The 15,599-nt window shown below is 36.6% G+C and carries 14 protein-coding genes and 2 riboswitches; of the genes, 3 read left to right on the forward strand and 11 right to left on the reverse strand.

What is annotated here, in order from left to right; translation table 11 throughout:
* Positions 1-252: 252 nt before the first annotated feature.
* The 6 genes from ampS to groES form a co-directional block, all read right to left on the reverse strand.
* A complete protein-coding gene (gene ampS, locus BAQ46_RS29155; protein WP_071743450.1) occupies positions 253-1,758 on the reverse strand; it encodes an aminopeptidase AmpS in 1,506 nt (501 codons plus the stop codon).
* A complete protein-coding gene (locus BAQ46_RS29160; protein ID WP_001262954.1) occupies positions 1,742-2,443 on the reverse strand; it encodes a response regulator transcription factor in 702 nt (233 codons plus the stop codon). Before BAQ46_RS29160 ends, ampS begins: the two co-directional genes overlap by 17 nt.
* A 144-nt stretch (positions 2,444-2,587) precedes the next feature.
* A complete protein-coding gene (locus tag BAQ46_RS29165; protein ID WP_000833093.1) occupies positions 2,588-3,913 on the reverse strand; it encodes an NCS2 family permease in 1,326 nt (441 codons plus the stop codon).
* A 129-nt stretch (positions 3,914-4,042) separates the two neighbouring features.
* A riboswitch (purine riboswitch) is annotated at positions 4,043-4,144 on the reverse strand.
* Between the two features lie 151 nt (positions 4,145-4,295).
* The gene (gene guaA, locus BAQ46_RS29170) at positions 4,296-5,834 is read right to left on the reverse strand and encodes a glutamine-hydrolyzing GMP synthase (protein WP_000743925.1); all 1,539 of its coding nucleotides are present in this window, start codon (positions 5,832-5,834) and stop codon (positions 4,296-4,298) included.
* Positions 5,835-5,998: 164 nt separating this feature from the next.
* Positions 5,999-6,100: riboswitch (purine riboswitch) on the reverse strand.
* A 140-nt stretch (positions 6,101-6,240) separates the two neighbouring features.
* Entirely contained in the window at positions 6,241-7,875 is a 1,635-nt protein-coding gene (gene groL, locus BAQ46_RS29175; protein ID WP_001029999.1) for a chaperonin GroEL, read from the reverse strand.
* Between the two features lie 38 nt (positions 7,876-7,913).
* Positions 7,914-8,198 (reverse strand): co-chaperone GroES, encoded by a 285-nt coding sequence (gene groES, locus BAQ46_RS29180; protein ID WP_000917306.1) that lies wholly within the window; start codon positions 8,196-8,198, stop codon positions 7,914-7,916.
* A gap of 401 nt (positions 8,199-8,599) precedes the next feature.
* Here groES and BAQ46_RS29185 point away from each other — a divergent pair, with 401 nt between their 5' ends.
* Together BAQ46_RS29185 and BAQ46_RS29190 are read left to right on the forward strand one after the other, a co-directional pair.
* Positions 8,600-9,349 (forward strand): CPBP family intramembrane glutamic endopeptidase, encoded by a 750-nt coding sequence (locus BAQ46_RS29185; protein WP_000745344.1) that lies wholly within the window; start codon positions 8,600-8,602, stop codon positions 9,347-9,349.
* The gene (locus tag BAQ46_RS29190; protein WP_001246207.1) at positions 9,346-9,537 is read left to right on the forward strand and encodes a YdiK family protein; all 192 of its coding nucleotides are present in this window, start codon (positions 9,346-9,348) and stop codon (positions 9,535-9,537) included. Before BAQ46_RS29185 ends, BAQ46_RS29190 begins: the two co-directional genes overlap by 4 nt.
* Before the next feature lie 29 nt (positions 9,538-9,566).
* On the opposite strand, the gene BAQ46_RS29195 is transcribed toward BAQ46_RS29190, so the two are convergent.
* Positions 9,567-10,196, reverse strand: a complete 630-nt coding sequence (locus tag BAQ46_RS29195; protein ID WP_000437698.1) for a redox-sensing transcriptional repressor Rex — start codon at positions 10,194-10,196, stop codon at positions 9,567-9,569.
* A gap of 187 nt (positions 10,197-10,383) precedes the next feature.
* Between BAQ46_RS29195 and BAQ46_RS29200 the strand changes: the two genes are divergently transcribed.
* A complete protein-coding gene (locus BAQ46_RS29200) occupies positions 10,384-12,318 on the forward strand; it encodes an ABC-F family ATP-binding cassette domain-containing protein (protein WP_211275851.1) in 1,935 nt (644 codons plus the stop codon).
* Positions 12,319-12,738: 420 nt separating this feature from the next.
* Here the strand turns inward: BAQ46_RS29200 and tsaD are convergent, their stop codons facing one another.
* Genes tsaD through tsaE form a run of 4 tightly spaced genes read right to left on the reverse strand, consistent with a single transcriptional unit; the run spans position 12,739 to position 15,358 of the window.
* Positions 12,739-13,755 carry a tRNA (adenosine(37)-N6)-threonylcarbamoyltransferase complex transferase subunit TsaD gene (tsaD, locus tag BAQ46_RS29205; RefSeq protein WP_000414588.1) on the reverse strand — a complete coding sequence of 339 codons (1,017 nt, stop codon included), beginning with the start codon at positions 13,753-13,755 and terminating at the stop codon, positions 12,739-12,741.
* On the reverse strand, positions 13,755-14,198 hold the full coding sequence (rimI, locus tag BAQ46_RS29210; protein WP_000367197.1) for a ribosomal protein S18-alanine N-acetyltransferase: 444 nt from the start codon (positions 14,196-14,198) through the stop codon (positions 13,755-13,757). The genes tsaD and rimI overlap by 1 nt, the downstream gene beginning before the upstream one ends.
* 13 nt (positions 14,199-14,211) lie before the next feature.
* Positions 14,212-14,904, reverse strand: coding sequence for a tRNA (adenosine(37)-N6)-threonylcarbamoyltransferase complex dimerization subunit type 1 TsaB (gene tsaB / locus BAQ46_RS29215; protein ID WP_000865758.1), 693 nt, complete (start codon positions 14,902-14,904; stop codon positions 14,212-14,214).
* Entirely contained in the window at positions 14,885-15,358 is a 474-nt protein-coding gene (gene tsaE / locus BAQ46_RS29220) for a tRNA (adenosine(37)-N6)-threonylcarbamoyltransferase complex ATPase subunit type 1 TsaE (RefSeq protein ID WP_000049631.1), read from the reverse strand. The genes tsaB and tsaE overlap by 20 nt, the downstream gene beginning before the upstream one ends.
* Positions 15,359-15,599 lie beyond the last annotated feature (241 nt).

A 15,599-nucleotide genomic window follows, 5' to 3' on the forward strand; every position in this document is an offset into this window, starting at 1 on the left:
GTTGTTTGTTTCGTTCAGTTTTCAAAGAACTACTTGGCCGCTCATTTGCGACTTCCTTATGTTAACATCTTCATCTTTCAATGTCAACTAAGTTTTTTATTTCGTTTGTCGCTTTCAACGTTGTTGTCATCAGCGACTCGTATAATATTACACCTCTAATCTCTAATCGTCAATATGTTTTTCTAAAAAAATATAAAAAGACTTATTTCTTTTAAAATAAGCCTTTTTATCATATACCATTCTATTCGTTTATTATTTTTCTATAATTGGTAACGAGACGATAAACTGAATAACACCATCCTCATATTCAGCTCGAATACTACCACCTTGTAATTCAACAATACTTTTCGCAATCGCCAATCCAAGACCCGATCCTTCTGTTACTCTACTTCTAGATTGATCTTTCTTATAAAAACGTTCAAACAAACTCGCTAACTCTTCTCTCGTAAACACTTCACTATGATTCGCAATTACAATTTGTATATCCCGTCGCTGCCTTTGAAGAGAAACTTTTATCTCCCCATCATCTTTACTATACTTAATCGCGTTCATTAATAAATTATCAAATACACGAACCATCTTTTCCGAATCAATCGCTGCATAGGCACGTTCTTCAGGAAACTTCTTAACGAACGTAAGTCCATGCTCTTCCGCCTGCGGTACTAACTCTTCTATTAATTGCTCCAATAACTCATTTATACATACTTCTTGTTTTTCTAATATAACTTGTTCATTCGTTAACTTCGTATACTCAAATAAATCTTCTATTAAATTCTTTAACTGCTCCGATTTAGCAAAAGCAATTCTTGTATACTCATCATGTTGTTCTTTATTTTCATATTTAGAATCTCGAAGTAATCGCAAGTAACCCATAATAGAAGTCAGTGGTGTACGTAAATCGTGAGATACATTCGTAATAAGCTCATTCTTTTGCTTCTCTAATCTACGTTCCTTTTCTATATTATTCATAAGCTCTTCCGCCATATTATTAATATTCTCAGTTAAAGACGCAATCTCATCTTCACCTTTCTTCTCAATACGGTACGCTAAGTTGCCTTTTTCTATTTCCTTTACACCTTCTGCCATCGCTTCAATTTGTTTCATCTTTCTCTTTGTTATATAGAAGAAAGAGAAAATGAATACGAGTACACCAATTAAAAATGGGAATGGGCCTTCTTGCGTATCATACATTACTACACCATCCGGAATTCCACTAACGAACATATATAAATTCTTATCTTCTATTGTAATAGGTGAAAAAGCTATAAATTCTTTTCTCGTATTTTCAAATATATCTTGACCATTTGAATAGTTAATCGCAAATGATGCTGCATTACGAATCGTATTATGCAGATCGATTTGCTCTTCTTGTGCCTGCTTCGTTTTATATACAACTTTACCACTTTCGTCAGTAACCAATATTTTTAAAGCTCTATTTCCTCGCTCTAAATTTTGATTCTCCGTTTCGATCATATTGGATATAGCTTCTAATTTATTTTCATGCACCGAACTATTTGCTGCTCTTTGAGCTTGATAATTAATTTGTTGCATACCAGACCGATAATCGACAGTCGCTTTACGATTCGCATTCTCAAAAAATGGTGCAGCTCCCTTTGCAAAAAAAACTCCTAATAACGCACAAGCAGCGAAAGTAGTAATCAGTTGAATTCTTATACTCTTTCGTACGCTCTTTACTAATTTCTCAATTAATTGTCTTATTTTCCTTATATAAGTAAATGGATTAAATATCTTTTTCAATCTTATACCCCACTCCCCATACTGTTTTTATATATCTAGGCTTCCTTGGATTCTCCTCAATCTTTTCACGTACTTTTCGAATATGCACCATTACAGTATTATCTGACTGAAAAGATCGTTCGTTCCAAACCTTTTCATAAATTTGTTCTGCGCTAAAGACCATACCGGGATTACGAGCTAGTAATTCTAGAATTGAAAATTCCCTCGGGGTCAACTTCACTTCTTCTCCCTCTACAATAACTTTATGGGTCGAGATGTTGATTTTCATCTCTCCAATTTCTAACTCGTCCTCATTTTGAATAGAAAAACCATTCATTTTCATATAACGACGTAACTGAGATTTTATCCTTGCGATTAACTCTAACGGATTAAATGGTTTCGTTACGTAATCATCTGCACCCGTTGTTAACCCTAAAATCTTATCCATATCTTGCGTTTTCGCGGAAAGCATAATAATTGGCATTTCTTTTTCTTCCCTTACTTTCATACACATATGAATGCCGTCTACTTTCGGCATCATAATATCTAATACGACTAGATGTACTTCGTTTTCTTCTAGTAAACGTAATCCTTCTTCGCCGTCCCCTGCTTGCAATACTTTATATCCTTCATTCTTTAAATAGATTGTAATAAGATTCCTAATTTCTTTTTCATCATCTACGACAAGTATCGTTTCATTTGCCACAATATCTCCCCCATCACTTTTTTAATCCCTAACTTCTATTATAGGAAAACTTCTGAAGAAAAACGCTCGGAAATCCTTAAGATTTTCTGAAGACGCAAAAAAGATCTAGACTCCCCTTAAGTCTAGACCTTTCAAAAACCCCTTTTATTTACGAACGTAGATGAAATATAGTACGAATAAAACTCCCATAACATACATAATTGGATGAATCTCTTTACGTCGACCACTTACTACCATTGTAATTGGATAGAAGATAAACCCGATTGCAATTCCTGTTGCGATACTATACGTAAGTGGCATTGAAATGATAGTAAAGAATGCTGGTACTGCAATCTCGAATTTCTTCCAATCAATTTCTCCTAAAGATGAAACCATCAAGATCCCTACAATAATTAAAGCTGGTGCCGTTACAGCTGGTGTTACAACACTTAATAATGGCGAGAAGAATAGTGCCAGTAAGAAGAATCCTGCCGTTACAACTGCTGTAAATCCAGAACGTCCACCCGCTGCTACCCCTGCAGAAGATTCAATATAAGACGTTGTTGTTGATGTACCTAAGATCGCACCAATTACAGTTGCAATTGCATCTGCAAATAATGCTTTTCCTGCACGTGGTAATTTATTGTTCTTCATTAATCCCGCTTGATTCGCAACCGCTACAAGTGTACCTGCTGTATCAAAGAAATCGATAAAGAAGAACGTTATAATAACAATCCCCATTTGAACAGTGAAAATATCTCCGAAGTGCGTTAATGCTGCACCGAACGTTGGTTCTAGACTCGGTATTGCTCCCACTACCGCTTTCGGAGTATCAATTAATCCGGTTGCTACTCCTAAGATTGCCGTAAGAATCATACCGTAAAATACTGCACCATTAACTTTCTTAATCATGAAGATAATGGTCGTAACAACTCCGAAAATTGCTAGTAACGTTGTGCCCTTTGTTAAGTCCCCCAACCCAACAAGAACAGCATCATTTTTCACGATAATTCCAGCATTTTGGAATCCAAGGAAAGCAATGAATAATCCGATACCTGCCGCTACTGCAAACTTTAACTCTGATGGAATTGCATTAATGATTTTTTCACGAATACCTGAAGCTGTAAGAATAATAAAGATAATACCTGACATTAACGTTCCAGCAATTGCTGTTTGCCACGGAATACCCATCGTTAACACTGCTGTATAAGCAAAGAACGCGTTAATTCCCATACCCGGCGCCAAAGCAATCGGATACTTCGCGAAAATCCCCATAATTAACGAACCGATCGCTGCTGCTAATGCTGTAGCAACGAATACTGCACCTGGATCCATTCCTGTACCTGCTGGTAACCCTTTAACATTCCCAAGTGACAGCGTAGCAGGATTGACAAATAGCACATACGCCATAGATAAAAATGTCGTTAGACCTGCTATGAACTCTGTTTTATAATTCGTGCCGAGTTCATCAAACTGAAAATAGCGTTTCATCTTACGTTTCCCCCGTTATATGATTACTCGCCGTAATTCCCCTAGCCCTCTTTTATTTATTAAAAATAAAAAAGGCTTCCATTGCATATACATGGAAGCGTTCTATGAATAAAGATAAGATTCCCCCTCACCTTTATAAAAACGCCTCGTAGTCAAGCCATTTACGGTAGCTAGGTAGAAACTTTCGGGCCATATCCCCGATATTATACGACGGCATAATATTCACTTTTCGTTTGAATTACATACTCATATTAACTCGACGAAGTAGTTTTGTCAATTTAAAAACGAACATTTTTATAAACATTTATAATTTCGTTCGTATTAATCCTAAAACAAAAAGGTCCATCTATACATAAGTAATAGATGGACCTTTTTATAAATACTATTCCCACTCAATCGTTGCTGGTGGCTTACTCGTTACATCATACACGATACGGTTAACGTGTTTCACTTCGTTTACGATACGTACAGAGATTTTCTCTAACACGTCCCAAGGGATACGTGCCCAATCAGCTGTCATACCGTCGATAGATGTTACCGCGCGGATACCTACTGTGTAATCGTAAGTACGCTCGTCACCCATAACACCTACGCTACGCATACCAGGAAGCGCAGTGAAGTATTGCCAGATTTCGCGATCTAAGCCAGCTTTAATAATTTCTTCACGTAAAATCGCATCAGATTCACGAACAATTTCTAATTTCTCTTCTGTGATTTCACCTAGTACACGAATACCAAGACCAGGGCCTGGGAATGGTTGACGCCATACGATTTCATCAGGAATTCCTAGTTCTGATCCTAATACACGCACTTCATCTTTAAATAACGTGTTTAAAGGCTCAATTAATTTGAACTGCATGTCTTCTGGAAGTCCACCAACGTTATGGTGAGATTTAATTGTTTGTGCAGTTGCTGTACCACTTTCAACGATATCTGTGTAAAGTGTACCTTGTGCTAAGAAGTCCATTCCTTCTAACTTAGAAGCTTCATCATCAAATACGTAAATGAATTCGTTACCGATAATTTTACGTTTTTGTTCTGGATCTTCTACACCTTTTAACTTGTTCATGAAGCGTTCTTTTGCATCCACTTTAATAACGTTCATATGGAAGCCTTCGCTAAATGTTTTCATAACGCCTTCTGCTTCGCCTTTACGAAGTAAGCCGTGGTCAACGAAGATACAAGTTAATTGATCGCCGATTGCTTTATGAATTAATACTGCTACAACAGAAGAATCTACACCGCCACTAAGTGCGCATAGAACTTTTTTGTCTCCAACAGTTTCACGAATTTTTTCTAATTCTACTTCGATAAAGTTCTCCATGTTCCATCCTTCAGAACAACCACATACGCCGAATACGAAGTTTTTAATTAAATCGTTACCGTGCTCAGAGTGACGTACTTCTGGGTGGAATTGTACACCGTATAAGTTTTTCGCTTCATTGCTCATACCAGCAATTGGGCAAGACTCACTTGTTGCGTCTACTACGAATCCTTCAGGTAAACCAGTTACTAAGTCGCCATGGCTCATCCATACAACTTGCTCTTCTGGAAGGTTCGCATATAATTTTGATTCGTTCTCTACTTTAAGAACCGCTTTTCCGTACTCACGGTGGTTTGCACGTTCTACTTTACCACCGAATTTTTGTGTCATAAGCTGCATACCGTAACAAATACCGAAGATCGGTAATCCTAGGTCAAAGATTTTTTCATCACAATGTAATGCACCTTCACCATATACACTATTTGGTCCACCAGAGAAAATAATCCCTTTTGGATTTATTTCTTTAATTTCTTCTGCAGTAATTGTATGCGGATGAAGTTCACTGTATACACCGAACTCACGAATTCGACGTGCTATTAACTGATTGTATTGACTTCCAAAATCTAAAACGATAATTGTATCGTGTTGCTTCTTCAAAATAATCACCCCAACGTTAGTTCTCGTATATAAATATTTTCACCAATTAGGCGAAAAGCATTACCAATATAATAAAAAAAGCCAGTCCTCCGCCTCTAGTCTCATAACAAAGAAAAGGCAGGGGTCTGGCTTTATAAAGAAAGATAGTCTCCGCTCTTTATAAATATAAGACACACTGCCTTCATAGTCAGGTTGTTTACGGTAACCCGGTAGAGACTCTCAAACCATATCTTTGAGGATATATGAAGGATCGTTTTATATTATCTTCCTAGATTCTAACAATGAAGTGTCGGTATGGTCAAGAGAGAAAGCGACAAAATTCTACAGAAATTCATTTCCTTTTCTAAAAAACATAAAAAAACATCCATTTCTATATAGAAATGGATGTTTTTTAGCGCGAACGGAATTACATCATTCCGCCCATACCGCCCATGCCCATGCCGCCCATGTCAGGCATTGCTGGTGCATTTGGTTCTGGCTTGTCAGCTACTACAGCTTCAGTTGTTAAGAACATAGCTGCAACAGATGCTGCGTTTTGAAGTGCAGAGCGAGTTACTTTAGCTGGATCTACGATACCAGTTTCAAGCATGTTAACCCACTCGCCAGTAGCTGCGTTGAAACCAACGCCTACTTTTTCGCCTTTTAGACGCTCTACAACTACAGATCCTTCTAGACCAGCGTTGATTGCGATTTGGCGAACTGGCTCTTCTAGTGCACGAAGTACGATGTTGATACCTGTTGCTTCGTCGCCTTCAGCTACGATAGAAGCTACTTTCGTGTATACGTTCATAAGTGAAGTACCACCACCTGCAACGATACCTTCTTCTACTGCTGCACGAGTTGAGTTAAGTGCATCTTCAATGCGAAGTTTGCGCTCTTTTAACTCAGTTTCAGTTGCTGCACCTACTTTAATTACTGCTACGCCACCTGCAAGTTTTGCAAGACGCTCTTGTAATTTTTCACGATCGAATTCAGAAGTCGTTTCTTCTAATTGCGCACGGATTTGACCGATGCGAGCTTCGATTTGTTCTGTGCTTCCTACACCTTCAACTACAGTTGTGTTTTCTTTCGTTACAACAACTTTACCAGCGCGTCCTAAAGATTCAACTGTAGCAGATTTTAAGTCACGGCCTAATTCTTCAGTGATTACTTCGCCACCAGTTAAGATTGCGATATCTTCTAGCATTGCTTTACGACGGTCACCAAATCCAGGAGCTTTAACAGCTACTACATTGAATGTACCACGAAGTTTGTTCACTACTAATGTAGCTAACGCTTCGCCTTCTACATCTTCAGCAATGATAAGAAGCGGTTTACCTTGTTGTACCACTTGCTCTAATACTGGTAAGATTTCTTGAATGTTAGAAATCTTTTTGTCAGTGATTAAGATGTATGGGTTATCAAGAACTGCTTCCATTTTGTCAGAATCAGTAATCATGTAAGGAGATGCATATCCACGATCAAATTGCATACCTTCTACTACGTCTAATTCTGTTGTGAAACCTTTAGATTCTTCTAAAGTAATAACGCCGTCGTTACCAACGCGCTCCATTGCTTCAGCGATTAATTGACCTACTTCTTCGTCAGCAGCAGAAATAGCAGCTACTTGTGCGATAGAAGATTTACCTTCGATTGGTTTAGAAATCGTTTTTAATTCTTCTACTGCAGCAACTACAGCTTTTTCGATACCTTTACGAAGACCCATTGGGTTCGCACCAGCTGTTACGTTTTTAAGACCTTCACGAATCATAGCTTGTGCTAATACAGTTGCAGTTGTTGTTCCGTCACCAGCTACATCATTTGTTTTGCTAGCAACTTCTGCTACTAATTTCGCACCCATGTTTTCGAATGCATCTTCTAATTCAATTTCTTTTGCGATTGTTACACCGTCATTTGTAATAAGTGGTGAACCGAATTTTTTCTCAAGAACAACGTTACGACCTTTTGGTCCAAGCGTTACTTTTACTGCATTTGCAAGAGTGTCGACACCGCGAAGCATCGAACGACGTGCTTCTTCACTAAATTTAATATCTTTTGCCATAATAATTGACCCCCTTGGATTTTTTAAGATTTATATAATTAACCGATAACTGCTAAAATGTCACTTTCACGTAAAATCAAGTAGTCTGTACCTTCATATTTCACTTCAGTACCTGCATATTTTGAGAAGATGATAAGATCACCTGCTGCTACCTCTAAAGCAACACGCTCACCATTTTCAAGCACTCGACCAGTACCTACTGCAATAACTTTACCCTCTTGTGGTTTTTCTTTTGCTGTGTCTGGTAATACAATACCACTTGCTGTTTTTTCTTCCGCTTGAACAAGCTCAATTACAACGCGATCACCTAATGGCTTTAGCATGAACAATAACCTCCTCATTTTGTTATGTAAATTTTATTTATTAGCACTCAAGTCACCCGAGTGCTAACACACTTATAATAATAAATAATCTCAATTTCTTTTGCAAGTAAAAAAATCATAATTTTTTCGCAAATTACGCTATAAATTTTTCTATATAGAGTTCCTCTTCTTCTACCTTTACTATATGAATCGTTGTTTCCACTACTCGTATGTTACAATATGAAAGGACACCCTAAGTTGTTTTCGCTACACACACAACTTTCTCCTGTCTTCTATTATAATTTCAAATAAGGATTTACAAAAAAAACATAATTTAAGTAAGGTTTATATCGTAGGTAGCATATTTACATGTTATCCTACCTTATCTCATACACTAGAGTTAGAAAGGATGGTTAAACCATTTGAAAAAACAATATTGGTGGGTTATCGTTACATACATTTTAATGCAGTTATCATCAATTGCTGGATTACCACTTCTTCTGAAAACTGGGCTTTATGATAACCGGGGATTCACTAGGGAAGAGAAATTTCAACTCATAACTGGTCACTGGGCGATCATTAGCTTCTTTATTGCATTATGTATCGTACTTTGGTTACTTAGAACAGATATTCGCGACAGACATTTAGATACAAAGCGTTCTACTGTTCCAGCTACAATTGGTTGGATTTTTATCGGGTTCTTCTTAGCATTTTTCTCGCAAAGTATTGCTGGTATGATTGAAATGTATGTATTAGGTATTAAACCTGGATCTGAAAATACAGCGAGACTTATGGATATCGCAAGAACGACACCTTGGTTCCTTATCGTCATCTCTATAATAGGACCTATTTTGGAAGAAATCGTATTTAGAAAAATTTTATTTGGTACACTTTATAAGAGGTTTAACTTCTTTATTGCCGCTATCATTAGTTCCCTTGTATTTGCGGCGATTCATTTTGATTTTACTCACTTATTGGTATACACTGCTATGGGGCTCGTATTCGCCTTCTTATATGTAAAAACGAAGCGTATTATCGTTCCCATTGCAGCTCATGTTGCAATGAATACATTAGTTGCAATTGCCCAAGTTTTAGTGAGTAACGAACAAATTCAAGAAATGATTAAAGAAGCTGAAAAAATGCAAGGCTTTATCGGAGGATTTTTAGTATGAGAAACTCACCATTGTTCATGGCTATATTGTACTTCCTTCTAGGATGTATCTTTACACATCTAGCCATTAGGAATGTAACAGATACAATTTGGAATATGTGGACAATACTATTTGCAGTTATGGCGACGATTGATTTTAATTTGGCACTTCGCCTCATCTTAGTTAAATTCACAAAGAAAAAACAATAATAAAACGCAGAGGTCGCTTCCTCTGCGTTTTATTGTGGATAATTCTTCAAAAAGTAAACTAATGTTTGTAACTCTACTGCTAAATCAATATGATGAATTCTTATATTGTCTGACACATTTAATCGTGCTGGTGTGAAATTCAAAATACCATGCACGTTTGTTTCTGCCAATCTATCAGCTACAGATTGTGCTACTGTAGCGGGTACTGTTAATATTGCCACTTGTATATCAGATGATAAACGTTCTTCTAATTCATCTAAGTGATATACAGGAATGCCTCCGATTTCTGTTCCAACTTTCTCTTCACTAATATCAAACGCCATTTCAATCTTTGTATTATTGTTTTTCGTGAAATTATAATGTAAGAAAGCGGTCCCTAAATTACCTACTCCAATAAGCGCTACACGTGTTATATCATCTTGGTCGAGTGTTTCACGGAAAAATGATAATAAATAATTTACGTTATATCCATATCCTTTTTTTCCTAATGCTCCAAAGTATGAGAAATCTCTTCGAATCGTTGCGGAATCAACCTTTACCGCTTCACTTAATTCGGCTGATGAAACACGTTGCTTACCAGACAAAGATAAGTTTTGGATAAATCGATAGTATAGAGGCAATCTCTTAGCAGTGGCTTGTGGAATTTTCTGCTGCTCCATATAACCTCTCCTCTCTTCCTATCTTTATTCATATGCTTTAATTAAATACAGAAGTTTAGCACTTATTAAATTCCTTGTATAATAGAAAGAAGAAGTATTCTCTCTGTATTTTAAACTATACACTATTTTTAGTATGATTGAGAAATATAAACATGGCAAAGTTAAGAAATTATTTGAGGTGAAAACATTGATTTTATTACAAGTAAACGCGCTTTCGAAATTATACGGTGCAGAAACGATTCTTTCAAATATAAAATTAGAAGTTCAAATGAAAGATCGTATCGCATTAGTCGGACGAAATGGCGCTGGAAAATCTACATTATTAAAAATAATAGCGGGTGAGCTATCTCATGATGGTGGAGAAATTATAAAACCGAAAGATGTCTCAATTGGATATTTAGCTCAAAATACCGGTTTAGAAACATCTTTAACAATTTGGGATGAAATGTTAACCGTCTTTACACACTTGCAGCAAATGGAGACAAAACTTCGAAGGCTAGAGCAAGAGATGGGAAAAGAAGAAAACTTTTCAAACGAGGCTACATATGAAAGATTATTAGCTGATTATGACCAATTACAATTAGATTATAAAGATCAAGGTGGCTATCAGTACGAAGCAGATATCCGTTCGATTTTAAGTGGTCTTGGCTTCCCAGTTGAAACGCACCAGACGACGATTTCAACATTAAGCGGTGGACAAAAAACACGATTAGCTCTCGGTAAATTATTATTAACGAAACCAGACTTACTTATTTTGGACGAGCCTACAAACCATCTAGACATCGAAACATTAACATGGCTTGAACAATATTTACAAGGTTATCCTGGGGCAATACTAATCGTTTCCCATGACCGTTATTTCTTAGATAAACTTGTTACACAAGTATATGAAATTTCGAATAAAGAAAGTAGACGATTTGTTGGTAACTACAGTAAATATTTAGACTTAAAATCAGCACTATACGAGCAAGAAATGAAACGTTATGAAAAACAACAAGATGAGATTGCTAAGCTAGAGGACTTCGTTCAAAAAAATATAGCTCGTGCATCTACGACAAAACGTGCGCAAAGCCGCCGTAAACAATTAGACCGTATGGAATTATTAACAAGACCATTAGGGGATTCTAAGTCAGCTTCCTTCCACTTCGATATTGAAAAACAAAGTGGAAATGATGTTTTACAAGTAAAGGACGCAACTATCGGCTATGATAAGGATCCAATTATTGAACATGTAACAATGCGCTTAACACGCGGAGATAGTGTTGCTTTAGTTGGTCCAAATGGAATTGGGAAATCCACATTATTAAAATCCATTGTGAATAAGTTACCATTATTACATGGTGAGGTTTCTTTCGGATCTAATGTCTCTGTTGGTTATTATGATCAGGAACAAGCTAATTTAACATCTTCTAAGCGCGTTTTAAATGAGCTATGGGATGAATACCCACTGCAACCTGAAAAAGAAATTCGCACGATATTAGGTAACTTCTTATTCACAGGAGATGATGTATTAAAGCCAGTATCTTCTCTTAGCGGTGGACAAAAAGCTCGTTTAGCTCTTGCCAAACTTATGATGCAAAAATCGAATTTATTAATTCTCGATGAGCCTACAAACCATCTTGATTTAAATAGTAAAGAGATTTTGGAGAATGCTTTAATTGATTATCCTGGTACCCTTCTCTTTGTATCTCATGACCGCTACTTTATTAATCGTGTAACGACGACCGTTGTTGAGTTATCAACAGAAGGTGCACAGGAATATTTAGGGGATTACGATTACTACGTTGAAAAGAAAAATGAGATGATTGAACGTGCTGAGTTTGAACAACAAGAACAGCAAGAAAATCATGCACCTGTTCAAAAAACTGTAGCTCCAGAAAAATTAAATTATCTCGAAGAAAAAGAGCGCAAAAAGTTGGAGCGTCAACGTACTCGAAAAATTGAGGAACTAGAACAAAACATTGTACAATTTGAAGAAGAAATTGCTACGTTAGAAGATCAACTTTGCTTACCAGAAATATATGCAGATTATGAAAAGGCTAGTGAAATTACAACGAAAAAGCAAACACTACAAGAGCAACTTGATGCTTGTATGGCAGAATGGGAAGAATTACATTTATAAGAGTCTTAAATAAGAGGGATGTCTCATAAGTCGGGATTTTAGACTATGCGGCATCCTTTTTATCTTCTAGTTTGAATTAACGTCATATTGTATAAAATATTCGACATGAGGCATCGTTTCAACGACAAAGTTTGACAATATTAGCGACTCCTATAATAAGAGCATATTTCAAAATGTTTTTTAAAGATATCTTCTTGTTTTTTATTTCCCGAGAAAAATACATCTAAAGGTCAGACTTCACCTATTTTATCCACAACCTTATACACATATCCACCTTTATAAAATAAACAACAAAATAACTTTTCCACATTATCCACAATCAACAAAAAAGTTATCAACATTTTATATACACAATAAAACCCATATTATCAACAGATAATATGGGTTTTATCCACAAGCTGTGGTTAATTTTGTGCATAACTATGCTTCAATATCTAATCCTGGATTTGCATTTAAAGCTAATGTAGCACGTTTTCCTTGTTCATATGCAATTGTACCTGCCGCTGCAATCATTGCTGCATTATCTGTACATAAAGATAGAGGAGGAATAATTAGCTCTACATTTTCTTTTTGTGCAAATTCTGCTTCTAAACGTGCACGCAGTCCTTTATTCGCAGCTACTCCACCAGCAAGAAGCACTTGCTTTACGTTATAAGCATCCGCTGCACGAGATGCTTTCGTTACTAATACGTCAATTACACTCTCTTGGAAACTTGCTGCTAAATCTTCCGGTGCAATTTCTATCCCGCGTTGTTTTGCGTTATGCACAGTGTTGATAACTGCTGATTTCAATCCGCTAAAACTGAAATCATACGAATCCGGTTCTAGCCATGCACGAGGTAAATCAATTGTTGGTTCTCCTTCATGTGCAAGTCGATCAATATGAGGACCACCTGGATATGGCATAGATAACGTACGAGCTACTTTATCATATGCCTCTCCTGCTGCGTCATCTCGCGTTTCACCAATTACTTCAAATGAACCATGTTCTTTCATATAAACAAGCTCTGTATGCCCACCAGAGACAACAAGTGATAGTAATGGGAATTGAACTTCTTTTACTAAGCGGTTCGCATAAATGTGGCCAGCGATATGATGAACACCAACTAGGGGGATATCATGTGCAAATGCCACTGCTTTCGCTGCGTTCACCCCTATTAGAAGCGCTCCTACTAAACCAGGTCCTTCTGTAACAGCAATTGCATCAATATCATCAAATGTGATATTCGCTTCTTTTAACGCTTCTTCTAATACAACTGTAATTTCTTCTACATGATGACGGGACGCAATCTCTGGTACAACTCCGCCAAAACGTTTATGACTTTCAATTTGTGATGCAACAACATTTGCAATAATTTCCGTTCCATTTTTAACAACCGCTACTGCTGTTTCATCACAACTTGTTTCAATACCAAGTATAATCGTATTTTTTTCCATTATATATTCACCCACATTACGAGACCATCTTCCTGATTGTCTGCATAGTATCGTTTACGAATTCCACCATTTTGAAATCCGTATTTTCTGTATAACTGTTTTGCTACTTCATTTGATACACGTACTTCAAGTGTCATCGTTTTTACACCTAGAGTTTTCGCCTCGGAAATAACTTCTTTTAATAAAGCATCTCCTAGCTTTTGACCTCTGTATTCTGGCAAAATAGCTATATTTGTTATATGCGATTCATCAATAATTATCCACAATCCACAATACCCAATTACACGACCATCTTTTTCTAGCACAACATAATGTGCATGTTCATTCATCGTTAACTCACGGTGAAAGGCATCTGCAGTCCAAGGAGTTGAAAAAGATGCTTCTTCAATGGCTACAATTTGAGCAATATCATCAAGTTCCATCTTTCTAAATATCATATCCATCCTCTGCAAGCTCCTACTTGTTTTGACTTTCTAACCACTTTGTTTCAGCTTCAGCTAAACGAAGGTAACTAGGAACAAATGAATGTACATCTTGTTCTTCTTTTTGTAATCCTAAGAACGCTAGCTCACTTGGTCTTGGGTTATTTTTAGTGAAAGGAGCAAAGACAGCTTGATTGCCTAAATGTTCGATAATTGTTTCTTTGTGTAGTTTCACATCGTTACCAATAAATAAAACAGGCTTTCCTTTATCTTTTAACATTTGCAACCAGTCTACAATAAGGATGATTCGGTCTTCCTCTATAGAAGTTAAATCCTCTCCTTCATATGTATATAAGCCAGTATAAATTTGTCCACGTCTTCCATCGAATAAAGGACAGATTAATCCATCAAAATTAGCTCCGTTTGCAGCCACTACTTCTAAACTTGATACACCCACAATTGGTATTTGAAGTGACCAAGCTAATGTTTTGGCAGCTGTCACACCTATACGAACACCTGTATATGATCCTGGTCCAGCAGCTACAACTATTTTAGTTAATTCTTTTGGTTTTACACCGCATTCTTTTAACAGTTGTTCTACAGCTGGCATAAGACGCACAGAATGATTTTTTGTTAAATTTGTAATGATTTCCCCAATTACGTTTCCTTCTTCAATAAGGGATACACCCATTACATAATTTGAAGTATCAATTGCTAGTACTTTCATCTTGTAATAGCTCCTCACATAATCTAATATAGCGATCTCCAATTGGCTCGAGTACAATGTTTCTTGTGTCATCTCCAGCATGGAATAAACTAATTTGTAGCTTCTCATTTGGTAAATATGCTTCTATTAAATGAGCCCATTCTACTACCGTAATTCCTTCACCGTAGAAATACTCATCAAAACCTAAGTCTTCTTCACTTTCAGCTAAGCGATACACGTCCATATGATATAGCGGTAATCTCCCTTTATATTCTTTAATAATATTAAAGGTAGGACTATTTACAACTCTTTTCACTCCAAGACCTTTTGCTAGTCCCTTTGTAAAAGTCGTCTTACCAGCCCCTAGATCTCCTTCTAAAATAATTACATCTTGTGCCTGAGCAAGTTCACCAAGTTTTTCTGATAATCTTTGTGTTTCCTCAGATGATTTTGTTGTTATTTCATATTTACTCACAGACTTCACCTACTTTACTCACAATGTTCTCTGCTATTTATTATACAGGTTTTGAATATATAAAAAAGTCCTTAGGAGTTTTCCTAAGGATAGTTTGACTGTCTTTATTAGTTTTTTGTTAAAACAAATAAAAAAATACGAAACAACATGTTTCGTTCTTTTCTTTATATAAAATGGCGGTCCCGACCGGGGTCGAACCGGCGATCTCCTGCGTGACAGGCAGGCATGTTAACCACTACAC

It is taken from the genome of Bacillus paranthracis (assembly GCF_001883995.1).
GTDB classification, from domain to species: domain Bacteria; phylum Bacillota; class Bacilli; order Bacillales; family Bacillaceae_G; genus Bacillus_A; species Bacillus_A paranthracis.

Bases quoted from the DNA above. Each gene is read 5' to 3' on its own strand.
- BAQ46_RS29165 (WP_000833093.1), bottom strand. From the start codon at position 3,913: ATGAAACGCTATTTTCAGTTTGATGAACTCGGCACGAATTATAAAACA.
- groL (WP_001029999.1), bottom strand. From the start codon at position 7,875: ATGGCAAAAGATATTAAATTTAGTGAAGAAGCACGTCGTTCGATGCTT.
- groES (WP_000917306.1), bottom strand. From the start codon at position 8,198: ATGCTAAAGCCATTAGGTGATCGCGTTGTAATTGAGCTTGTTCAAGCG.
- BAQ46_RS29190 (WP_001246207.1), top strand. From the start codon at position 9,346: ATGAGAAACTCACCATTGTTCATGGCTATATTGTACTTCCTTCTAGGA.
- BAQ46_RS29195 (WP_000437698.1), bottom strand. From the start codon at position 10,196: ATGGAGCAGCAGAAAATTCCACAAGCCACTGCTAAGAGATTGCCTCTA.
- tsaD (WP_000414588.1), bottom strand. From the start codon at position 13,755: ATGGAAAAAAATACGATTATACTTGGTATTGAAACAAGTTGTGATGAA.
- rimI (WP_000367197.1), bottom strand. From the start codon at position 14,198: ATGGATATGATATTTAGAAAGATGGAACTTGATGATATTGCTCAAATT.
- tsaB (WP_000865758.1), bottom strand. From the start codon at position 14,904: ATGAAAGTACTAGCAATTGATACTTCAAATTATGTAATGGGTGTATCC.